We start from the raw sequence: 22,650 nt of genomic DNA, 5'->3' as shown, positions 1-22,650 counted from the left end.
CTTTACATTTTGCATACAATGAAGCAACTGTAATACCAGAGAAATCAGTTGGATTTTACCACTAACAATTTACTAGGAGAGGATGTAATGACTGTTAAAGAGAGCAATGAAACAAAAGACTACCAAGTAATCGCAGATATCGAAAAATCACTTCGTTTTATCTCGGGCTTACTTAAACAAAAAGGCCGAGAAATCCTTAGTAACTTTACAATCACAACACCCCAATTTATAGCTCTTCAATGGTTACTTGAACTTGGAGACATGACAATTGGTGAATTATCAAATAAAATGTACTTGGCTTGCAGCACGACAACAGATCTTGTAGACCGCATGGAAAAAAATTCGCTTGTAATGCGCGTAAAAGACCCAAAAGATCGTCGCGTCGTTCGAATTCATTTACTTGAAGAAGGAGAACGTATTATCGAAGAGGTCATCAAGAAAAGACAAGATTATCTACAGGAAATCATGGAAAACTTCTCTGGTGAAGAAGTTACCCAACTCGAAAAGAGTCTTAGAAAATTACATCAAGAAATGCGAGTAGAATGAGGCGAATCATTTGAACAGACCAATCGGAGTTATCGATTCAGGGGTTGGCGGTTTAACCGTTGCTCGGGAAATAATTAGACAATTACCAAATGAAGAAATCATATATTTAGGTGATAACGCTAGGTGTCCGTATGGACCTAGACCTATAGAGGAAGTTCGTCAGTTTACATGGGAGCTGACGAACTATTTATTGTCACATAAAATAAAAATGCTTGTCATTGCATGCAATACGGCGACTGCCCTAGTGTTGGACGAAATACAAGCTGAACTTTCAATTCCCGTAATCGGTGTCGTCTACCCAGGAGCAAGAACCGCCCTAAAGGTTACAAAAAATAATTATGTCGGAGTTATCGGTACAGTCAACACGATCGAAAGTGGTGCCTATGTAGATGCTCTAAAATCAATCAACAATCAAATCAATGTCGAAAGTCTTGCATGCCCTCGATTTGTTCCAATCGTCGAGGCAGGAGAGTTCACCGGTCCCCATGCCGAACAAATTGTGGCCGAATCTTTAGAGGCCTTACGGGGTAAAGAAATCGACACCTTGATTCTTGGTTGTACCCATTATCCATTACTTCATAATACCATTCGGAATTATCTTGGAGATGGAATCAAACTAATTGACTCCGGCGCCGAGACAGCCCGTGAAGTGAGTACAGTGCTATTCTATAGTGGACTATTGAATAAAAAAACGTCAAAAAAAGGCCACCTGTTCCTCACAACAGGCGAAAAAGAAATCTTCCAACAAATCGCGAGCAACTGGTTTGAAGAACCAGTGTATAATGTGAAATCGGTGAAATTGTAGGAGTAGAGAAAAAAAGTCCCGGGTGGGGCTTTTTTTGTTGCATAAATAAATGGATATTTTGTATTGGATTATATATTGATGGAAAAATATTGAAGGTAGTTTGGAATTTTACAATTGTAAGAGGTCAATCGTACCCTCACGCGAAGATCCACGTGCAAGTGAAGGTAAGGAAAGAGGTTACTCGTACCCTCAGGCGAAGGTCCACGTCCAAGTGATGGTAAGCAAAAAGGTTAATCGTACCCTCACGGGAAGGTCTTCGTCCAAGTGAGGGTAAGAGAAAAGGTTAATCGTACCCTCACGGGAAGGTCCGCGTGCAAGTGAGGGTAAGAGAGGAAGTTAATCGTACCCTCACGCGAAGGTCCGCGTGTGATGCTAATTGTACCCTCACGCAAAGGGCAAAGTCCAAGTGAGGGTACGAAAAAAGGTTAATCGTACCCTCACGCGAAGGTCTGCTACCGAGTGAGGGTAAGGAAAGAGGTTACTCGTACCCTCAGGCGAAGGTCCACGTCCAAGTGAGGGTAAGAAAAAAGGTTAATCGTACCCTCACGTAAAGGCCTGCGTCCAAGTGAGGGTAAGGAAGGAAGTTGATCGTACCCTCACGTAAAGGTCCACGTCCAAGTGAGGGTAAGGAAAGAGGTTACTCGTACCCTCAGGCGAGGATCCTCGTCCAAGTGAGGGTAAGAGAAGATGCTAATCGTACTCTCACGCAAAGGCCCTCGTCCAAGTGAGGGTAAGTAGAATCTTAAATACCTTTAGTATAGTCAAAAAACAAATAAGCATAAGATAAGAAAGTCCAAAGTAAATCCCCATCCAACAAAATTATTAAAAATAGAAATTTACTAACGCTTCTCATAAAAAGATGATCTTCCAAACAGGATTAGTTTGTACCTTTTTGAAAGTATATTTCTGATTGTCTTTTTGCTTTTAATTACCTGACACCACTCAAATATTGTACTAACCGTAATCTTCATATCAGGAAAAAGATGCCCGAATTCCTCAATACTTCTAATAATAGCAGTTTCCTTATCTTCCCATTTTTTGCAATTAGGACATTTTAATTTATGCTGATTCCCAACCTCCATAAACCCATTCCAACACTCTCCACACAATATCCCTTTTTTCAACTCTTCAAAACTATACTTTGGTAGCAATGAGAAAGGAGACTTTTTAATATGTAACGAAAGCAACTTTTTTGCTAACATTTGATGTGTATTAGAAATTTTTGATGGCTGTGCATTCAAGGTGCGTATAAAACGATTAAGTTGAGGCTGAAATACAATTGGTAGATTTGGTGGAACTTCGTAGAGGTAGAATTCGGGATTAATAAAAATGAGGTGGCCTTCGACGGTGAGGTTGGAACTTAGTTGTTGGAGTAATTGTCTAAGCAGAGAGGTACTTCGAGATATCTGTATAAGGGGATTCCTGATCTCTTTCCCAGTTGATAAGCTTTTCCATTGGTCCCCCTTTACTATGTAATCACCTTCAAAGTTCTTTATTTCGAAAATGTGAATCTTGGGTGGGGAAATTAGTAGTGAATCAATCTGATAATGAGTGCTGTTCGTTTCTAGAAGCAAGTCGTTGATGGTGAGGGAATCAAGTGAAAGACTTTCCATACGCTGGTCAAACATTGTTTCTCCAATGAAACCTTTTTCGAGCGTAATGATTTGATTCTCGATTTTTTCAGGGACTTTCTTTCGCGCTCGGTTAGACTTTAGGAGCTGTAATTCAAGAGGTTCAGTACGTTTTTTAATAATCAAACACAACACTTCCTTTCAAAATATTTAAAACTTACTCCTTTATTTTACAATCTATTTCCTTCTAAAATCAAAACATTTTGTCCATTTTTTTCATGAAAAAGCGGTCTAATTTGAAAAGAGGGCTCGTATACATAGTAGTACAAACTGCCTTAGGAGGGAAAAGAATGCGTAAAATAACTAAATCTGCAATAGCTGCAACAGTTGTTACATCTACAGTTCTACTTTCAGGATGTGGCTTATTTGGTGGAGAGGAAGAAGTTAAACAAATGGATCCACCTAAAAACGAAGCGGTGGATGAGACAGTAGCGAAGGGGGATAACTCAGAAACTGAAGCGACTGAGGCTACTGACCAAGAGGAAGCTACAACTGAAACAGTAAAACGAGACCTGTATCTAATTGATAATAGTGGTCTAGTAGTACCATATACTGTAGATCTTCCAAAGACAGATTCTGCGGCAAGACAAGTCCTTGAATACCTAGTAGCGGGTGGCCCGTTAAATGAAATTCTACCAGATGGATTTAGAGCGGTTATTCCACAGGATACGGTTGTGGATGTAAAATTGGAGGATGGCACGATTACAGCTGACTTCTCGAAGGAATTTGGCACATATAATCCTGAGGATGAAGCAAAAATCTTACAAGCCATTACTTGGACATTAACCCAATTTGATAATGTAAATAACGTTGTAATTAGCGTAAATGGTTATAAATTAGATGAAATGCCTGTTAATAGTACTCCAATTCCAACGGATTTAAGTAGAGCGGATGGGATTAACATTGATAACAGCGGTGTAGTCGATATTACAAATAGCCGCCCTGTGACACTCTATTTCTATGTGCAAAATGAAGACGCCGAGTACTATGTACCTGTAACGAAGCGTATTGAAAATACTGGAGATGACAGAGTTTCTGCAGTGGTTAATGCGCTAATTGATGGACCTAAAATGTCATCCAATTTAATAAGTGAAATTCACCAAGATGTAAAACTACTAGGTGCGAAAGTGGAAGATGGCAATGTTACTCTAGATTTTAATGAAGCTATCTTTGGTAGCTTTAACGAGAAAATGATCTCTAAGCATGTTATTAACTCGTTAGTATTATCTTTAACGGAGCAGCCTGAAGTGAAAAGTGTTGCTATCACGGTAAATGGAAGTGAAGATGTTGTTACTGAGGATGGGAAATCCCTAACTGAACCAGTAACACGTCCAGCAAATGTGAATACAGGTAGTTTCTAAAAAGAGTAGAGGTGTGGACTTTGTTCACACCTTTTTCTTATGGAAGACGATAGAAAAACAAAATTTTGCTATACTATATAAAGGATGGTAGGCAGTATGTAGCCTACTTTTTAAAGGACAGACAGGGGGTTTTTAGTTTTTGAGAGTTGATGGACGAGTACATAATCAGTTACGGCCGATACAGTTTGAAGTGAACTATATCAAACATCCTGAGGGGTCGGTTTTAATTACGATTGGAGATACAAAGGTCATTTGTAATGCGAGTATTGATGATAGGGTACCTCCTTTTATGAGGGGTTCTGGTAAGGGCTGGATTACAGCGGAATACTCAATGCTCCCGAGAGCGACTGAACAGCGGAATATAAGAGAATCGACTAAAGGTAAAATCTCCGGAAGAACGATGGAAATTCAGCGTTTAATTGGGCGTGCTCTTCGATCGGTGGTTAATCTTGAGCAGCTTGGTGAAAAAACAATTTGGATTGATTGTGACGTCATTCAGGCGGACGGTGGAACAAGGACAGCCTCGATAACGGGTGCTTTTGTAGCGATGGTCCTTGCAATACATAAAATCTATCAAGGTAAAAAGATGAGTTCATTTCCCATCACAGATTTTTTAGCGGCTACTTCAGTGGGAATTGATCCTGAAAAAGGGGAAATCCTTGATTTAAATTACATAGAGGATTCGGCTGCAAATGTTGATATGAATGTTGTGATGACCGGAGCGGGAGAGTTTGTTGAGCTTCAAGGAACAGGGGAAGAATCGACCTTTTCACGACAGCAGTTGCAAGCATTATTAGAATTAGCCGAAAAAGGGATTACCGAGCTGATACAGGCACAGAGAGCTGCATTAGGAGATTTAGTAGACTTAATTGGAAAGAAGGACTCTTAACGTGAAGGAAATCATGATTGCTACTAAAAATAAAGGGAAAGTAAAGGAATTTAGAGATTTATTTGCAAGCAAAGGTATAGACGTAAAATCATTGGTTGACTATCCCAATATAGAGGATATTGAAGAAACAGGCATAACATTTGCAGAAAATGCCCAAATAAAAGCAGAAGCTATTGCTAAAAAGCTCCACATACCTGTTATAGCAGATGATTCTGGACTTGCAATTGACTATCTAGAGGGCAGACCTGGCGTCTATTCAGCTAGATATGCTGGTGAGCATAAAAATGATGTGGATAACCTTAATAAAGTATTAGAAGAATTAAAAGGAGTTCCCGATGAAAAAAGAACGGCTAGATTCCATTGCGCACTAGCTTTGGCAATTCCTGGAGAAAAAACGGAAATTGTAGAGGGAACCTGTGAGGGTGTTATTACGGATATGCCTGTTGGGGAAAATGGATTCGGCTATGACCCAATCTTTTTTGTGCCTGTTAAGGGTAAAACAATGGCTGAATTATCAAAAGATGAGAAAAATCTTATTAGCCATCGTGGGAATGCACTTAGAAAGCTAGACGAGCTTTTAAAAGATCGTGAGGAGTTTCAAAGATGAAGGTATTAATTCTGAGTGACAGTCATGGATTAACAAAGGAATTACTCGACATTAAGGAGAGGCATAAGAATGATGTTGAATTTATGCTGCATCTCGGGGATTCTGAGTTGTCATCTCAATCAGAAGAAATGAGTGGATTTTCAGTAGTCAGAGGAAATTGTGATTTTGACTCTAACTACCCGAATGATATGATTGTTCTTTTAAATGGGCTAAAGGTATATATGACACATGGTCATTTATATAATGTAAAAATGTCATTAATGAATCTATCCTATCGCGCTAGAGAAGTCGGAGCATCTATTGTTTTTTTCGGACATTCACATATTGCGGGGGCTGAATTAATTGATGATGTTTTATTTATTAATCCAGGTAGTTTCCGTTTGCCAAGAATGCGCAAGGAAAGAACCTATGTAATAGTAGAGGTTGATAATAATCAAGCTGATGTTGTTTTTTACGATAGTGAAGGAAATGTTGTTGAGGAGTTATCAACCAAGGTAAACTTATGATACAATAGCGTAGGGAGTAAAAAATACTCCCTTTTAAAATTTTTTCTTCAAAATGTGTTGACATTTGATTCCTATCTGACTATAATAAAAAATGTCGCTAATAACTTAGCGGAAAAATTTAAAATGTCCCAGTAGCTCAGCAGGATAGAGCAACGGCCTTCAAGAAAATAGGAGCCTCTATAAGGAAAGAAGAACTTATAGAGTGGACGACACTATATCGGTGAAGCCTTAACAGTTTTTTAGCTGATGGTAATACCGAGGAAACTTATGTCTCGTATGAGATTGAGGAGATTCGAATGATCAAGTAAATTGATGGTAGAAACTCCAAAGAAATAATCTTCAAATGATTATCATGAGGTTCCGTAGAGACTACACGTGTCGCACCTGAAATGGTGAAGATATAGTCCAGACTACAAACAACAATTGTTGGTGGCGAAAGTCATAGTGGTAAGCTAAGCCGTCGGTCGGGAGTTCGAATCTCTCCTGGGACGCCATTTTACATAATCGTAATTAACGTCATATCAACCTCTTATATCGTTAGAGAAACAGTCCGAATTAGGACTTCACACTCTCGATATAAGAGGTTTTTTGCATAGCTAAATAAAATAGTACATGGTATAGTTGTCTGTAGAGATGGGAATATATGTTCGATATTTTTTCGAAGGGAAGCATACGTACGTCTCCAAGGGGGTGATAACTTGGAACACCATACTAAACAAAAAGGGGATTTAGGAGTTTTAAAGGCTCAGGTTGATTTGTATGAAAAAGGATATATGATTTTAACACTACATACAGAACATGCTCCTTTTGATTTGGTTGTTTATAAAAACCATCAATTTAAAAGAGTGCAAGTAAAGTATAGAGAATTGAATCAAAATGGTGTGTTGGAAGTTAGGTTTCGATCATCATACTGTAATAGCAAGGGAATAGTAACCAAGGAAACAAACAAACAAGAAATTGATGTTTATTGTGTATATTGTCCCAACACCGATGAGTGTTACTATTTCGACCCAAAGTTCCTCAATAAATCGCTAACCTTGAGAGTAAATCATCCAAAGAATAATCAGCTAAAGAATGTTCATTTTGTTAAGGATTTTCGTAACCTCCCGTAGGCTAATTCCGTCGCATTGTCATTTTACATAATCAAACACAAACACTTCTTTTCATGTAAATGAATTGAAGTGTTTTTTATTTGTTCAATGGACTCAAATACGAACAAAAACTTTAGTAATCCTCCGATCAGCTGTTGAAGGTTGATCTTGAAAGATTCCTACCTATACTACATCTGAATCAATAATTTTCAGTCACAAAAATTTCAACGAATTCTTTCAATTCTAAAAACCGCGTCATTTCTAAGTTGTAAGCGGATTCAGATAGTTTTTCAAATCAAAATAATCTAACAATTCTTTAAAATGGTGTTGACTCCGATAAAAAATGGGCGTAATATAGGCTCTAATATCAAATATTTTCTACCAAAAAAGAAAATGAATAAGTGAATTGGCAACTTAGAAAAGTCCTATCATAACTAACCCATCCTTTTACTAAAAAGGTGGAAGGTCATGGATTTGGATTATTTTTTGAACCTAAGTTTTCAATCATGTAAAGCGTTTATGTTTTTAGGTATTAAAGTGGTACCTTGGGCATAATGCTAATAGAAATGTAACTTGAAAATATTGAATATTCATAAACGTTGAAGAGGATAAGTAGTCTAACGTAAAGATATCAACAGAGAGCCGGTAATGCTGGAAGCCGGTGTTATCCCGTTGGATGAACTCACCTCAGAGTGTTAGCTTGAAACATTTGTAGTAGAGCTAACCGGGTGTTTGGTAACAGCTCACCCGTTATCAAAATGAACAACAAAAGTTGTTCCTGAGGTGGTCTTTTAGATCGCGAACAAGGGTGGTACCGTGGAAAGTGATAAATGCCTTTTCACCCCTTCGACCAAGAAATTGGTCTAGTGGGTGGATTGGCATTTTATTTTTTTTAGAGAAATTTATTTACTATAAGGAAGGGATGTAAGAAAAAATGGGCGTAAATGCAAAAGTGGAAGATCAAACTAAAGCTTCTACAAAAATGAATGGTTCCCGAATGCTAATCGAAGCATTGAAAAGGGAAAACGTAGAAGTCATTTTTGGATATCCTGGCGGTGCTGTACTTAATATTTATGATAGTTTATATGACTCAGGAATTTTTCATGTATTAACTAGACATGAACAAGGTGGTATACATGCAGCTGAAGGGTATGCGAGAATTTCAGGAAAACCAGGTGTCGTCATTGCAACTTCAGGACCGGGTGCAACAAATATTGTGACGGGATTAGCAGACGCGATGATTGATTCAATTCCACTTGTTGTATTTACAGGTCAGGTTGCTTCATCAGTAATTGGATCAGATGCTTTCCAGGAAGCGGATGTTCTTGGAATCACAATGCCGATTACAAAACATAGTTACCAGGTAAGGGATGTTAAAGACCTACCAAAAATAATTAAAGAAGCATTTTATATTGCTACTTCTGGAAGACCAGGACCTGTATTAATTGATATTCCAAAAGACATGACAGCAAATGAAGCGGAATTTGATTATGATCAAGAAATTCAGTTGCCAGGTTATCAGCCGACAATTCATCCAAATCATCTGCAAATTCGTAAGCTAGTTGAAGCAGTTAGTCAAGCGAAAAAACCGGTCGTTCTTGCTGGTGCTGGGGTTATACATGCAAAAGCAGCAGACGAATTAAGAGAATATGTTGAACAACAAAATATCCCATTAGCACATACCCTTTTAGGTTTAGGTGGATTCCCTGCTAATCATTCTTTATATCTAGGCATGGCAGGAATGCATGGAACATACTCAGCGAATATGGCTTTACATGAATGTGATCTATTAATCAGTATTGGAGCCAGATTCGATGACCGGGTAACTGGAAACCTAGAACACTTTGCTCCAAATGCGATAGTCGCACATATTGATATTGATCCTGCTGAAATCGGGAAAAACGTACCTACTAAGATTCCTGTGGTAGGGGATGCAAAAGAGGTTCTTAAAGCTCTAGTTCACCAAGATGGTAAACCTGGTGATTCCGGAGAATGGAGAGAAAAACTAGCTGGATGGAAAGAAGAGTATCCACTTGTTTATAAACCATCAGAAGATGAACTAAAACCACAAAAATTGATAGAACTTATTTATAAATATACGGATGGGGAAGCAATTGTTACAACTGACGTTGGTCAGCATCAAATGTGGGCTGCACAATACTATCAGTTTACAAAACCAAATCGTTGGGTAACATCAGGCGGACTTGGAACAATGGGCTTTGGCTTACCATCAAGTATTGGTGCACAGTTAGCTGAAAAGTCTTCAACTGTGGTTGCTATATTAGGAGATGGTGGATTCCAAATGACTTCTCAAGAACTTTCAGTCATTCATGAATTAAATCTACCAATCAAAATCATCATTCTTAACAACAAAGCTTTAGGAATGGTTAGACAATGGCAACAACTCTTCTATAAAGAGAGATACTCACATTCCTTGATTCCTAATCAGCCAGATTTTATGAAACTAGCTGATGCTTATGGAATTAAAGGTTTAAGAGCTACAAATGAACAAGAAGCAGAGCAAGTGTTAAAAGAAGCACTTGAATACGAGGGACCAGTTCTTATGGACTTTAATGTGACGCCTTTCGAAAATGTATACCCAATGGTAGCTTCAGGAAAGGGTCATCATGAAATGGTAGGTGTTAAGCTGTGAAAAGAATCATCACATTACTAGTAAATAACCGCGCTGGTGTACTTAACCGAATCACTGGCCTGTTAACAAAACGTCACTACAATATTGAAAGCATCACAGTGGGACATTCCGAAACAGAGGGACTCTCACGAATGACATTTGTGATTCATCTCGATGAAGAAACGGTTGTCGAACAAATTACAAAACAGCTAAACAAACAAATTGATGTTATAAAGGTCGTGGATATTACGAATCAAGCCATTGTGGCTAGGGAGCTCGCTCTCATTAAAGTAGCATCCAGTCCATCAAATAGAAATGAGATTTATAGCTTAATAGATCCTTTCCGAGCATCCATTATAGATGTAAGTAAGGAAAGCCTGGTTATCCAAGTTACAGGAGAATCAGAAAAAGTTGAAGCTTTAATTGACCTCTTAAAGCCATACGGTATTAAAGAAGTTGCCCGTACAGGCACAACTGCTTTCACAAGAGGTAACCAAAAAACAGCTTCAAGTCCAAAGAATATTTCTATTGTTTAAGGGTTTAATCACATTACCATATATAACTTAATTCTAATAAGGGAGAGATTTTAAAATGACAAAGGTATATTATAACGGAGATGTAAATGATTCAGTTTTACAAAATAAAAAGGTTGCGATCATTGGTTACGGTTCACAAGGACACGCACATGCATTGAACTTACGAGAAAGTGGCGTTGATGTAATTGTTGGTCTTCGTCAAGGAAAATCTTTTGAGCAAGCAAAAAATGATGGACTACAAGTTTATTCTGTTAAAGAAGCTGCAGAGCAAGCGGACGTAATTATGGTATTACTTCCAGATGAAAATCAACCAAAGGTATATAAAGAAGAAATCGAACCAGGATTAGAGCCAGGAAATGCATTAGTATTTGCTCATGGTTTTAACATTCACTTTAGCCAAATCGTACCACCAAACTTCGTAGATGTTTTCTTAGTAGCTCCAAAAGGCCCAGGACATCTAGTACGCCGTACATTTACTGAAGGAGCTGGAGTACCGGCACTAATCGCGATCGAGCAAGACGTATCTGGAAATGCAAAAGAAATTGCACTTGCGTATGCAAAAGGAATTGGAGCAGCTAGAGCGGGCGTTCTAGAAACTACATTCAAAGAAGAAACTGAAACAGACCTATTCGGTGAGCAAGCAGTATTATGTGGTGGAACTTCTGCATTAGTTAAAGCAGGATTCGAAACATTAGTGGAAGCTGGATACCAACCAGAAGTTGCATACTTCGAATGTTTACATGAATTAAAACTGATCGTTGATTTAATGTATGAAGAAGGTTTAGCTGGAATGAGATATTCAATTTCTGACACAGCTCAGTGGGGAGATTTCGTAACTGGACCACGTATCGTAACTGACAGTGTAAAAGCAGAAATGAAAGAAGTACTAAAAGATATCCAAACAGGTAAGTTTGCTAAAGGCTGGATCCTTGAAAACCAAGCAAATCGTCCAGAATTCAATGCTATTAACAAAATTGAAGCTGAACACCAAATTGAAGTAGTAGGTAAGAAACTTCGTGCAATGATGCCTTTCGTAAAACAAAGACAAGTGAAAGAAGTGGTGGGTGCCAGTGCGGAAAATTAATATTTTTGACACTACATTAAGAGATGGAGAACAGTCTGCTGGAGTAAACTTAAACTTACACGAAAAACTTGAAATTGCTAAGCAACTGGAACGACTCAATGTGGATGTCATGGAGGCCGGATTCCCAGCTGCCTCTGAAGGTGATTTTCAGTCAGTTAAACAAATTGCTGAAACCATCAAAAATGTTTCTGTTACGGGCTTAGCAAGAGCTGTAAAAAGTGATATCGATAGTGCTTGGGAAGCTTTAAAGGGTGGAGCGGAGCCTCGTCTCCACACCTTTATTGCTACATCCCCAATTCATAGAAAATATAAGCTTAAACAGACACCGGATCAAGTGATTCAATCAGCAGTAGAGAGTGTAAAATATGCATCAAAATTCTTCCCAATCATCCAATGGTCTGCAGAGGATGCAAGCCGCACTGAATTAGATTTCTTAGCTAAAATCGTAAAAGAAGTCATTGATGCAGGAGCGAATGTAATTAACCTGCCAGATACAGTTGGATATGGAGCACCAGAAGAATACGGAAAAATGTTTACCTATTTACTAGAGAACGTACCGAATATTGATAAAGTTATTCTATCTACTCATTGTCATGATGACCTTGGAATGGCTGTTTCAAATTCATTATCAGCAATTGAACATGGTGCTTTACAAGTAGAAGGAACCATCAATGGAATTGGCGAAAGGGCCGGTAACGCTTCATTAGAAGAGGTTGCAGTTGCACTCCATATTCGTCAGGACTTCTACAAAGCACACACTCGATTAAAGTTGGATGAAATCAAGCGTACAAGTGATTTAGTAAGTAAATTAACAGGTATGATTATTCCTCCGAACAAAGCTGTAATTGGGAGAAATGCTTTTGCACACGAATCAGGTATTCACCAAGATGGTGTGTTAAAGGAAAAAACGACTTATGAAATTATCACTCCAGAGTTAGTAGGGGTGAAATCAAATTCAATGGTACTAGGAAAGCATTCAGGTAGACACGCATTCCGCAACCGTATTTTAGAATTGGGTTACACATTGGATGACCAAGAAGTTAACCGTGTATTTAAGCTATTTAAAGATTTAGCAGATAAAAAGAAAGAAATTACTGATGATGATTTAATCACATTATTAGTAGATGAGAAGGTTGCAAATGTAGAGGATATGTATCAATTAACTTCTTTGCAGGTTCAATACGGTACAAACCAAATTCCTACTGCAACAATTACCTTAACAGATCGTGAAGGTAACCAAATCCAAGAGGCTGCGACAGGATCAGGAAGTGTTGAAGCACTTTATAATACACTCGAACGTTGCTTCGGTATTTCAATTACCTTAGATGATTACCGAATCCAATCTGTCGGCGCAGGGCGTGACGCACTTGCAGAGGTATTTGTAAAAGTAAAACATGAGAATGTTGAAAGCAGTGGAAGAGGTTCTGCACAAGACGTGTTAGAAGCTTCTGCACGAGCATATGTGAATGCAGTAAACAGACTTTTAACAGTTGAAAAGAACAAGAAGCTACTTGAAAAGGTAGGAGTTTAAACTTTTAAATTTACTATTTTCAGTGTAGATAAGAAATAAGAGGAGGAGTCAATATGAAGAAGAGTATTGCCGTACTTCGTGGAGATGGCGTTGGCAAAGAAGTGACTAAAGGGGCAATCGAAGTGTTGAAGGCAGTCGCCGGACAATACAATCATGAGTTTACATTTCAACACGCTTTAATAGGTGGTTCAGCTATAGACGCTGAAGGCACTCCTCTTCCGGCGGAAACACTGGAAGTATGTAAACAAAGTGATGCTGTATTGCTAGGGGCTGTAGGGGGTCCGAAGTGGGATTCAAACCCTCCACATTTACGTCCTGAAAAAGGATTATTACAAATTCGAAAAGCCTTAAACTTGTATGCTAATGTAAGACCGGTAACTTGTTTTAATAGCTTACTAGATGCTTCTCCACTCAAACAAGAAGTGATTGAAAATGCTGATTTTGTAATCGTCAGAGAGCTAACTGGTGGACTTTACTTTGGAAAGCCAAGTGGAAGAAAGATTGAAGATGGCGAAGAAGCAGCTGTTGATACTCTTTCCTACAAACGCTCTGAAATGAAGAGAATCATTGAAAAAGCATTTGAAATGGCTATGACCAGAAAGAAGAAAGTGACTTCTGTAGACAAAGCGAATGTCTTAGAATCTAGCAGAATGTGGCGTGAGGTTGCTGAAGAAGTTGCTGCTTCTTATCCAGAGGTTACATTAGAGCATATGCTAGTGGATAACGCAGCAATGCAGCTAATCCGAAACCCTAGACAATTTGATGTAGTCGTTACTGAGAATATGTTTGGAGATATTTTAAGTGATGAAGCATCCATGTTAACAGGATCACTTGGCATGCTACCTTCAGCAAGTTTATCGACGGATGGACCGAGTCTTTTTGAACCAATTCATGGTTCTGCACCAGATATCGCTGGTAAGGACATTGCAAATCCAATTGCGACCATATTATCCGCTGCTATGCTTTTACGCTTATCTTTTGGATTAGAAGAAGAGGCTAAAGCAGTAGAAAAAGCTGTGGATGATGTTTTAGCTGCTGGTTACCGCACTGCAGATGTCGTTCAACCACAAGGAAAAGCAATTTCAACAACTGAAATGGTGGAAAAGATTAAAGAGGCCTTAGTTGAGGACGGGGCGATTTCAAATATTATGTCTTGCTATGCATAGATAAAATTTATCCATTGCAAAGCTAGACCCACTGATAGCTCGGTATATACCGAGCTTATCTTTTCAAAAAAAGTGAAAAAGGAGGATGAAGATACTAATGGCACCTAAAACGATTATTGAAAAAATATGGGATCAGCACGTTATCAATCATGAAGAGGGGAAACCAAACCTACTATACATTGACCTACATCTTGTCCATGAAGTAACTTCTCCGCAAGCCTTTGAAGGTTTACGTATAAAAAATAGAAAAGTCAGAAGACCTGATTTAACATTTGCGACAATGGATCACAACGTACCTACTACAAGTGATCGCTTCCAAACAAAGGATGAGATCGCCGCTAAACAGATGAGTGCATTGGAGAAAAACTGTAAGGAATTTAATGTACCTTTAGCAGATCTATATAGCCCTGAACAAGGAATTGTTCACGTTATTGGACCTGAGCTTGGATTAACACAACCAGGAAAAACAATTGTATGTGGGGATAGCCATACATCTACACATGGAGCATTTGGAGCTTTAGCGTTTGGAATTGGGACAAGTGAGGTAGAACATGTACTTGCTACTCAAACATTATGGCAACAAAAACCTAAAACCATGCAGGTAAATGTAGTTGGAACATTATCACCTGGTGTATATGCAAAGGACGTTATTTTATCCATTATCCGTAAGTTTGGAATTGATTTTGGAACAGGACATGTAATCGAATATACAGGTGAAGCAATTCGAGACATGTCAATGGAAGAGAGAATGACCATTTGTAATATGTCAATTGAAGGCGGAGCGAAAGCTGGCTTAATTAGTCCAGATGAAACAACATTCTCCTATCTTAAAGGAAGAAAGCATAGCCCTTCAGGTGCTGAATTTGATGCAGCTGTTGAAAGATGGAGAGCTCTTGCAACTGATGAGGGAGCTTCTTTCGATAAAATTTTAGAAATTCATGCAGATGAAATCTTACCTACTGTTACATGGGGTACTAACCCATCTATGAGTATAACGATTGAGGATACAGTTCCATATCCAGAGGATTTTGAGAAAGAAGTTGATAAGAAGTCTGCTCAACGTGCCTATGAATATATGGAGCTTGCTCCTGGAACCCCGATTAATGAAGTTGAAATTCAACATGTATTTATCGGATCATGTACAAATTCACGAATTGGTGACTTACGTGAAGCGGCTGAAATTATCCGTGGCCAAAAGGTATCTCCTAATGTACGGGCTTTAGTTGTTCCAGGCTCTCAACAAGTGAAGCTTCAAGCGGAAAAAGAAGGTCTTGCTGATGTATTCCGTGACGCTGGCTTTGAATGGCGTGATGCTGGATGCAGCATGTGTTTAAGTATGAACCCGGACGTAGTTCCTGCTGGTGAAAGATGTGCTTCTACATCAAACCGTAACTTCGAAGGACGTCAAGGTAAGGGTGCTCGTACACACTTAGTGAGTCCGGCAATGGCAGCTGCTGCCGCTATTTATGGTAAATTCGTAGATGTTCGTAAAATTCAAAAGGTAACAGCTGGGGAGGAGGCATAATCATGGAACCATTTATCACACATCAAGGTAAAGTTGCAGGAATGGATCGAAACAATGTGGACACAGACCAAATCATTCCGAAACAATTTTTAAAAAGTATTGAAAGAACCGGGTTTGGAAAATATGCCTTTTTCGATTGGCGCTTTGAAGCTGACGGAAGCCCAAACCCAGATTTTGAATTAAATCGAAAAGAAAATGAAGGTGCAACTATTCTTGTTGTAAATGAAAACTTTGGTTGCGGCTCTTCTCGTGAGCATGCTCCATGGGCATTACAAGACTTTGGATTTAAGTCAATCCTAGCTCCTTCGTTTGCAGATATTTTCTATAATAACTGCTTGAAGAACGGTATTCTACCAATCGTATTAGAAAAAAGCGTGATCGAGTACCTTTTAAAAGAAGCGAGTTCCGCTGATTATCAATGCACAATTTCATTAGAGGAACAAACAATCGTCGATTCAAAAGGCTTCAAAACGGAATTTACAATTGATGCTTATTGGAAGGAAATGTTGATCAATGGTTGGGATGAGATTGACAAGACTCTTTCCTATGAACAACAAATTAAAGAGTACGAAGTTAAAACTGCGAACTAATAATTGTAGACAAAGTCCATCAGACTTTGTCTCTTTTTTTGTAACCTACCATGGTACCACTATTGTTTTCTCTTTTTTTCATTGGTACACTTATAACTCAAGTAGAAAAATGAGTTTGGGGTTGGAAAAACTCTATGGAAAATAAGTTTAAAGGTAAGAAGCATGATAAAGTTGTTCCCTTTCCTCATCTAAAGGAAAGATTAATGGACAAAGGTCTTGAGGCATTAACCAATAAAAAATTTAAAGAAGCTCTAACATTATTATCACAAGCACAGGAACTTGAAGAGGGCAATCATGAAATTGAGCTTGGGATTGTCATCTGTCTTTTTGAACTAGGAGAATTAGAGCAAGCAAAAGAAAATTGTTTAGTTATGATGAAGGAAGATGTTGGGGACTATTTTCATGTCCTTCAAATCTATTTAACAGTTCTCATCCAACTCGGACAATATAATGAAGTAAAAACAACAATAGAGGCTGTGCTTGATGAAGATTCAGTTCCTCCTGAGTATTTAGACAATCTGACTCAGCTCTTAGAACTGAGTAAAAGAATGCATTATTCAGATGATAAGGTGGAAATAGAAGCTGAGAACACGAATCAGGATGTTATGGAACATCTTCAACATGTTTTATATAATGAGGAAATGATCGGGAATCAAATAGCGGCCATACAATCCATGAAGGAACTCAATATACGGAAATACCTTGATATGCTGGCTCCATTTTTAGCTAATCCTAAAAAACATCCAGTTGTAAAAACGATGATATTGCAGTTGCTTGCAATGAATCAGGTGGATCGTGAGATAGAGGTTGAGAAGCTTGGGGAAACAATTAAAGTTATCCCTTCAAAGTTAATAGACCCGTCAATGTCTTCATTTACAATTGAGGTTCTATCGATCTTAGAGGAACAATTGCAAAATGAGAATCCGACTCTATATGAAACAGCAAAAGAGATTTGGCTTCAGCATCTTTTTGTACTTTATCCTTTTACATTGGATGATGAGAACCCATCGACGTATGCTGCCGCTCTCCATTTATATAGTGCTGAACTTCACGGAATGGAGATTGAGAATCGAACACTAGAGCAAATCTACGGGATAAGTTTATTTGAACTAAAACATGCTCTAGATAAGCTAGAAAAGGTAGAGAGTTTTTCGTATATAGAATAAAAAAATGGTAAAAGAAGATATTATAATTTCGATTAGTTGGTTAAACTTTCTAACAATATAAAAATATTCTATATGTTGAAAGGTGCCTATTCTATGTTATAATGTAATGGTTGTAAAATGCTAGTTTACCGACATATGGTAATAGTTATGAAATTTACATATCGGAAAAAATAGTTAGTAAATAGATAGTTGGAGGGAAAGAATTATGTCCGCAAAGTTTGAAAAATTAGAAGGAAACCAAGGTGTCTTAACTGTAGAGGTTGACGCAGAAACATTTAACCAAGGACTTGACGAAGCTTTTAAAAAGGTAGTAAAGCAAGTTAACGTACCAGGATTCCGTAAAGGTAAAATGCCTCGTGGAATGTTCGAAAAGCGTTTTGGTGTTGAATCACTATACCAAGATGCATTAGATATTCTTCTTCCAGATGCATATGAAAATGCAATTAAAGAAACTGGTATTGAGCCAGTTGATCGTCCAGAAGTTGACGTTGAACAAATCGAAAAAGGTAAAAACCTTATCTTCACTGCAAAAGTAACTGTTAAGCCAGAAGTTAAACTTGGTGACTACAAAGGTCTAGAAGTTGAAAAACTTGAAGATACTGTTACTGACGAAGAAGTTGATGCAGAAATCAAACAATTACAAGAGCGCAATGCAGAACTTGTTGTTAAAGAAGAAGGTACTGTAGAAAATGGCGACACTGTTGTAATTGATTTCGAAGGTTTCGTTGATGGAGAAGCATTCGAAGGTGGAAAGGCTGAGAACTATTCATTAGAAATTGGTTCAGGCTCATTCATTCCTGGATTTGAAGAACAATTAGTAGGTATTGCTACAGGTGAAGAAAAAGACGTTGAAGTTAATTTCCCTGAAGAATACCATGCTGAAAACCTAGCAGGTAAGCCAGCAACTTTCAAAGTAAAAGTTCACGAAATCAAAGCAAAAGAACTTCCTGAGCTTGATGATGAGTTTGCAAAAGATGTAGACGATGAAGTTGAAACATTAGATGAATTAAAAGCTAAAACTAGAACTCGTTTAGAAGAGACTAAGAAGCGTGACGCTGAAAATAGCCTTAAAGATACATTAATCGAAAAAGCATCAGAGAATGCTGAAATCGATATTCCAGAGGCAATGGTTAATACTGAATTAGACCGCATGCTACGTGAATTTGAACAACGTTTACAAATGCAAGGCATGAACCTTGACCTATACTTCCAATTCTCTGGTCAAGATGAAAATGCTTTACGTGAACAAATGAAAGAAGATGCTGGCAAGCGCGTTCGTGTTAACTTAACATTAGAAGCAATCGCAAAAGCTGAAAACATCGAAGTGTCAGAAGAGGAAATCAGTGCAGAATTAGAAAATATGGCAACAATGTACGGTGTTTCTACTGATGAGATTAAGTCAATGCTTGGTGGCTTAGATGGAATTACAGAAGATTTAAAAATTAGAAAAGCAATCGATTTTCTTGTAGAAAATAGCAAAAGTGTTGCATAATAATAAATAAGGGAATATCAAGGCGCGATATGATCGTGCCTTGTTTTATACCCAAAACTAAAAAGTTGTACATATGAATGCTTGTTCAAAAAGGAGGATGAAGAGGACCGAGATTTTCAAGGCGGTGCAGCTTTGAGTACCGGAGCGTATGCAGTTAATACGAGAGGAACGGAGAAGCAAGCCAACGCAGAAAATCGATGCGTCATATTCACCGCACTTTTTGAACTACCTTACAATAAGCATTTGGTAGTAGTTTTATTCTAAAGAATATGGGAACACTGAAAAAGGAGGGGCGAAGTCAGCACATATTCCACTAGTTGTTTTTTAAGACCACACATACTTACATAATGAGCGCGAGAGTTATTATTACCATTCTGAGGAAGAAATATGGTACAATGTGCATTACATAATTAGATAATGGAACTGACGGTAAAGAGGCCGAAGTTCAAACAAGATTGCCTATGTCAATAGATACGGGGCTTATTGTAGAGAGAAAGAAACAAATAAGGGGTGACATGATGTTTAAATTTAATGATGAAAAAGGGCAACTTAAGTGTTCTTTTTGCGGAAAAACGCAAGATCAAGTTCGAAAGTTAGTTGCAGGTCCTGGCGTTTATATATGCGATGAATGTATTGAATTATGTACTGAGATCGTAGAAGAGGAGTTAGGTACAGAGGAAGAAGTTGAATTTAAAGATGTACCTAAACCAAAAGAAATAAGAGAAATCCTAGATGAATATGTAATTGGTCAAGATGCAGCGAAAAAGTCATTAGCTGTCGCTGTTTATAACCACTATAAGCGTATTAATTCAAACAGCAAAATTGACGATGTTGAATTATCAAAAAGTAATATTTGTATGATTGGGCCAACAGGTAGTGGTAAGACATTGTTAGCGCAAACTTTGGCTCGTATTCTAAATGTACCATTTGCGATTGCGGATGCTACTTCATTGACAGAAGCTGGATATGTTGGGGAAGACGTAGAAAATATTCTACTAAAACTTATTCAAGCGGCTGATTATGATGTGGAGAAAGCTGAAAAAGGTATTATTTATATCGATGAAATTGATAAAGTTGCACGTAAATCTGAAAATCCGTCAATTACACGTGATGTATCAGGTGAAGGTGTACAGCAAGCACTATTAAAAATTCTTGAAGGAACAGTGGCAAGTGTACCTCCACAAGGTGGAAGAAAGCACCCTCATCAAGAATTTATTCAAATTGACACTTCAAATATCCTATTTATTTGTGGTGGAGCTTTTGATGGAATTGAACAAATCATCAAGCGCCGTCTTGGTAAAAAAGTAATTGGATTTGGATCTAACGTTGTTGAAGAAGAATTAGACCAAAAATCACTACTTTCTAGATCATTACCAGAAGACTTACTAAAGTTTGGCTTAATTCCTGAGTTTATTGGCCGTCTCCCAGTTATTGCGAGCCTTGAACCATTAGATGAGGACGCGTTGGTAGAAATTCTAACGAAACCAAAAAATGCTTTAGTTAAGCAATATCAAAAAATGCTTGAGCTAGATGAAGTCGAGTTGGATTTCGAAGAAGATGCTCTTAAGGAAATTGCGAAAAAGGCAATTGAACGTAAAACAGGAGCACGTGGTTTACGCTCCATTATCGAAAGTATTATGCTTGATGTGATGTTTGATCTTCCATCAAGAGACGATATTAAGAAATGTATCATCACAGCGGAAACTGTATCAAAAAATACATCACCAAAGCTTCTATTGGATGATGGAACGGTTGTTGAAAACACAGAAATCTCCGCATAAGAAAAAATCCCGAGGTAGCTCGGGATTTTTTTATTGAGAATTTCGTAATTCATTCATACGTTGTGTCCAACTATTTACTTTTTCGATAATTTGCTGACGTTCAGCTTCAGCTTGTTCGCGATTTTCGGTACTTAATTCATTTTTCAGTTCTGCGCTCAAATTCCACTTTGTATCCACGGCTTTCATTAAAGTATCATAAGTATCTTGTGAAATCATATTTTCAGAAAGCATGATTTGCATAGCGGAGATGAATCTACTTCTTTCGTTGGTTGCAGCATAGTAAAAATTGCTTGCTAATTTTTCTCGGTCCCTCATGGCTTCATTCATTTGACCCCAATGCTTTAGCAAAGAATTGGATTTACTCATTATTTCTTGAAATGAAGGAACCCATTTCTTAGTAATAGATTGATCAAGTTCTTCAATTGTATTAGCGGAAATATATTCTCCATTGCCAGCAGATGCAACTGCTTTAAGTTGATTTTCACCCTCGGCATCTACATCGAACCCGATAATATTTACAGCTCCATTTGAGTGCTGATTAGCAAAGGCTTTTGCTGTTGCAACGGGGTCTCCTTCACATGTTTCGATGCCATCACTAATGATGTATAATGTAACATTATTGGCCGAGTTTTCGGTCTTTTTATGTACAAAATCTATTGCGCTTGCTAGTGGTGTCCAGCCCCTTGCTTGGACTGCATTTACAGCTTTTGAAAAGGCCTCTGGATTAAACGTGTTTAGTGGATATACATCCTCGATTTTTGAACAAGAAAGTTGTTTATCTTTTTCTTTATTAGACCCAGCGTGTCCATAGACAACCAGTGAAATATCTTTTTCATGTCCTACTGTTGCGGCAAAACGACTCGCCGCTTTCTTTGCAATAGACATTTTTTGTACACCCTCCACTTTTCCATACATACTACCACTTGCATCAAGTAATATATAAACTTCGCTTGGAACCGAATCCGTTGCTTTTGATTCACCTTGCATTTCCTCAGGCTCTGGAAGATAGGGTTCATACCATGTAACACCGTAGTCTTTAATTTCAGATATTGAACGATTAAACGCATTGCTACCTAGATAATAATGTAGGGCTTTAAAAATATCTGTGGGGTCCTTTGATTTTGAAGTAAATGCAGCAAGTTTATTCGTTAACTCTTCCTCATAATTACCAAGTCCAAAATTTCCCCAAACCTGCTTGGTTTCTTCTTCAAAAGGAATATCAGATGTGAACATTCCCGGAGGTTGCTCTTGAAACCCTTCTAGTGTGTCTGGGATGAGAATATTCTCTATTTCTTTAATATCCATTTCAATATTTAGACTTTTCGAGTCCATTTCTTCAAGCTGAGCACTTGTTTCAGTACTTTTGTTTGGAGCTGTTTCGTTTTCCATTTTATTAACTTTCTGTTCTTTTGATTCTTCTACTGGCTGCTTTTCTTTTTCTGCTGAACATCCTCCGAAAATAAGAATAGATGCTGATATAAGAGCCAGTAACCACCTTTTCTTCATATTTTCACTCCTTCCATACATAATATATATCTTACAGATAATCAGCTTTTTTTAAATAGTCCTAAATAACTAGATGAAATTGTATAATTTGTATGAAATTGGTATTATCTAACAAGACTTTTTAAACGTTACGTAATGAATATAACGAATTGGCTAGTCAAAAATCCGTCAAATTTGGTTTATTCCACCTTTACTCAGGAGATAA

At 37.9% G+C, this 22,650-nt stretch carries 19 protein-coding genes and 1 other annotated feature; of the genes, 17 read left to right on the top strand and 2 right to left on the bottom strand.

The annotated features are described in order from the left end of the window. The first annotated feature begins 87 nt into the window (after positions 1 to 87). Both CKK03_RS08140 and racE read left to right on the top strand, forming a co-directional pair. Complete coding sequence (locus CKK03_RS08140; protein ID WP_099352066.1) at positions 88 to 546, top strand: MarR family winged helix-turn-helix transcriptional regulator; 459 nt, start codon at positions 88 to 90, stop codon at positions 544 to 546. 10 nt (positions 547 to 556) lie between these two features. Next, on the top strand, positions 557 to 1,351 hold the full coding sequence (gene racE / locus CKK03_RS08135) for a glutamate racemase (protein ID WP_099362109.1): 795 nt from the start codon (positions 557 to 559) through the stop codon (positions 1,349 to 1,351). Positions 1,352 to 2,190: 839 nt separating this feature from the next. Here racE and CKK03_RS08130 read toward each other — a convergent pair. After that, the gene (locus CKK03_RS08130; protein WP_099362108.1) at positions 2,191 to 3,108 is read right to left on the bottom strand and encodes a nuclease-related domain-containing protein; all 918 of its coding nucleotides are present in this window, start codon (positions 3,106 to 3,108) and stop codon (positions 2,191 to 2,193) included. Positions 3,109 to 3,272: 164 nt separating this feature from the next. Here CKK03_RS08130 and CKK03_RS08125 point away from each other — a divergent pair, with 164 nt between their 5' ends. The 15 genes from CKK03_RS08125 (at position 3,273) to clpX (ending at position 20,939) form a co-directional block, all read left to right on the top strand. Further along, the gene (locus CKK03_RS08125) at positions 3,273 to 4,343 is read left to right on the top strand and encodes a GerMN domain-containing protein (protein ID WP_099362107.1); all 1,071 of its coding nucleotides are present in this window, start codon (positions 3,273 to 3,275) and stop codon (positions 4,341 to 4,343) included. 139 nt (positions 4,344 to 4,482) lie between these two features. Beyond that, on the top strand, positions 4,483 to 5,232 hold the full coding sequence (gene rph / locus CKK03_RS08120; protein WP_099362106.1) for a ribonuclease PH: 750 nt from the start codon (positions 4,483 to 4,485) through the stop codon (positions 5,230 to 5,232). Between the two features lies 1 nt (position 5,233). After that, the gene (locus tag CKK03_RS08115; RefSeq protein ID WP_099362105.1) at positions 5,234 to 5,839 is read left to right on the top strand and encodes an XTP/dITP diphosphatase; all 606 of its coding nucleotides are present in this window, start codon (positions 5,234 to 5,236) and stop codon (positions 5,837 to 5,839) included. Continuing rightward, positions 5,836 to 6,345: a metallophosphoesterase gene (locus CKK03_RS08110; protein ID WP_099362104.1), complete on the top strand. Its 510-nt coding sequence runs from the start codon at positions 5,836 to 5,838 to the stop codon at positions 6,343 to 6,345. The genes CKK03_RS08115 and CKK03_RS08110 overlap by 4 nt, the downstream gene beginning before the upstream one ends. Positions 6,346 to 7,043: 698 nt before the next feature. After that, positions 7,044 to 7,457 (top strand): group I intron-associated PD-(D/E)XK endonuclease, encoded by a 414-nt coding sequence (locus CKK03_RS08105; RefSeq protein ID WP_099362103.1) that lies wholly within the window; start codon positions 7,044 to 7,046, stop codon positions 7,455 to 7,457. A 569-nt stretch (positions 7,458 to 8,026) separates the two neighbouring features. Then, positions 8,027 to 8,285: a binding site (T-box leader), on the top strand. Positions 8,286 to 8,370: 85 nt separating this feature from the next. Beyond that, complete coding sequence (gene ilvB / locus CKK03_RS08100) at positions 8,371 to 10,089, top strand: acetolactate synthase large subunit (RefSeq protein WP_099362102.1); 1,719 nt, start codon at positions 8,371 to 8,373, stop codon at positions 10,087 to 10,089. Then, positions 10,086 to 10,604 (top strand): acetolactate synthase small subunit, encoded by a 519-nt coding sequence (gene ilvN / locus CKK03_RS08095; protein WP_099362101.1) that lies wholly within the window; start codon positions 10,086 to 10,088, stop codon positions 10,602 to 10,604. Before ilvB ends, ilvN begins: the two co-directional genes overlap by 4 nt. Positions 10,605 to 10,659: 55 nt before the next feature. Beyond that, a complete protein-coding gene (gene ilvC / locus CKK03_RS08090; RefSeq protein WP_099362100.1) occupies positions 10,660 to 11,688 on the top strand; it encodes a ketol-acid reductoisomerase in 1,029 nt (342 codons plus the stop codon). Further along, positions 11,675 to 13,219: a 2-isopropylmalate synthase gene (locus CKK03_RS08085; RefSeq protein WP_099362099.1), complete on the top strand. Its 1,545-nt coding sequence runs from the start codon at positions 11,675 to 11,677 to the stop codon at positions 13,217 to 13,219. Before ilvC ends, CKK03_RS08085 begins: the two co-directional genes overlap by 14 nt. Positions 13,220 to 13,272: 53 nt before the next feature. Beyond that, the gene (gene leuB / locus CKK03_RS08080; protein WP_099362098.1) at positions 13,273 to 14,385 is read left to right on the top strand and encodes a 3-isopropylmalate dehydrogenase; all 1,113 of its coding nucleotides are present in this window, start codon (positions 13,273 to 13,275) and stop codon (positions 14,383 to 14,385) included. 97 nt (positions 14,386 to 14,482) lie between these two features. Beyond that, positions 14,483 to 15,910, top strand: coding sequence for a 3-isopropylmalate dehydratase large subunit (leuC, locus tag CKK03_RS08075; protein WP_099362097.1), 1,428 nt, complete (start codon positions 14,483 to 14,485; stop codon positions 15,908 to 15,910). Between the two features lie 2 nt (positions 15,911 to 15,912). Continuing rightward, on the top strand, positions 15,913 to 16,500 hold the full coding sequence (leuD, locus tag CKK03_RS08070) for a 3-isopropylmalate dehydratase small subunit (RefSeq protein ID WP_099362096.1): 588 nt from the start codon (positions 15,913 to 15,915) through the stop codon (positions 16,498 to 16,500). A 134-nt stretch (positions 16,501 to 16,634) separates the two neighbouring features. After that, positions 16,635 to 17,666, top strand: a complete 1,032-nt coding sequence (locus tag CKK03_RS08065) for a tetratricopeptide repeat protein (protein ID WP_099362095.1) — start codon at positions 16,635 to 16,637, stop codon at positions 17,664 to 17,666. A gap of 205 nt (positions 17,667 to 17,871) precedes the next feature. Next, positions 17,872 to 19,158: a trigger factor gene (tig, locus tag CKK03_RS08060; protein ID WP_099362094.1), complete on the top strand. Its 1,287-nt coding sequence runs from the start codon at positions 17,872 to 17,874 to the stop codon at positions 19,156 to 19,158. Between the two features lie 518 nt (positions 19,159 to 19,676). After that, positions 19,677 to 20,939 (top strand): ATP-dependent protease ATP-binding subunit ClpX, encoded by a 1,263-nt coding sequence (clpX, locus tag CKK03_RS08055; protein WP_099362093.1) that lies wholly within the window; start codon positions 19,677 to 19,679, stop codon positions 20,937 to 20,939. Between the two features lie 30 nt (positions 20,940 to 20,969). Here clpX and CKK03_RS08050 read toward each other — a convergent pair whose 3' ends face one another. Beyond that, positions 20,970 to 22,445, bottom strand: a complete 1,476-nt coding sequence (locus tag CKK03_RS08050) for a VWA domain-containing protein (RefSeq protein ID WP_180271199.1) — start codon at positions 22,443 to 22,445, stop codon at positions 20,970 to 20,972. Positions 22,446 to 22,650 lie beyond the last annotated feature (205 nt).

This window comes from Fredinandcohnia onubensis, assembly GCF_002734215.1.
In the GTDB taxonomy this organism is placed as follows: domain Bacteria; phylum Bacillota; class Bacilli; order Bacillales; family Bacillaceae_L; genus Ferdinandcohnia; species Ferdinandcohnia onubensis.
This window is presented reverse-complemented; position numbering and strand designations above follow the sequence as displayed.

Excerpts from the sequence above, each read along its gene's own strand:
- CKK03_RS08125 (WP_099362107.1), top strand. The coding sequence starts at position 3,273 with ATGCGTAAAATAACTAAATCTGCAATAGCTGCAACAGTTGTTACATCT.
- ilvB (WP_099362102.1), top strand. The coding sequence starts at position 8,371 with ATGGGCGTAAATGCAAAAGTGGAAGATCAAACTAAAGCTTCTACAAAA.
- CKK03_RS08110 (WP_099362104.1), top strand. The coding sequence starts at position 5,836 with ATGAAGGTATTAATTCTGAGTGACAGTCATGGATTAACAAAGGAATTA.
- CKK03_RS08050 (WP_180271199.1), bottom strand. The coding sequence starts at position 22,445 with ATGAAGAAAAGGTGGTTACTGGCTCTTATATCAGCATCTATTCTTATT.
- CKK03_RS08065 (WP_099362095.1), top strand. The coding sequence starts at position 16,635 with ATGGAAAATAAGTTTAAAGGTAAGAAGCATGATAAAGTTGTTCCCTTT.
- tig (WP_099362094.1), top strand. The coding sequence starts at position 17,872 with ATGTCCGCAAAGTTTGAAAAATTAGAAGGAAACCAAGGTGTCTTAACT.
- leuD (WP_099362096.1), top strand. The coding sequence starts at position 15,913 with ATGGAACCATTTATCACACATCAAGGTAAAGTTGCAGGAATGGATCGA.
- leuC (WP_099362097.1), top strand. The coding sequence starts at position 14,483 with ATGGCACCTAAAACGATTATTGAAAAAATATGGGATCAGCACGTTATC.
- leuB (WP_099362098.1), top strand. The coding sequence starts at position 13,273 with ATGAAGAAGAGTATTGCCGTACTTCGTGGAGATGGCGTTGGCAAAGAA.
- clpX (WP_099362093.1), top strand. The coding sequence starts at position 19,677 with ATGTTTAAATTTAATGATGAAAAAGGGCAACTTAAGTGTTCTTTTTGC.
- ilvC (WP_099362100.1), top strand. The coding sequence starts at position 10,660 with ATGACAAAGGTATATTATAACGGAGATGTAAATGATTCAGTTTTACAA.
- CKK03_RS08140 (WP_099352066.1), top strand. The coding sequence starts at position 88 with ATGACTGTTAAAGAGAGCAATGAAACAAAAGACTACCAAGTAATCGCA.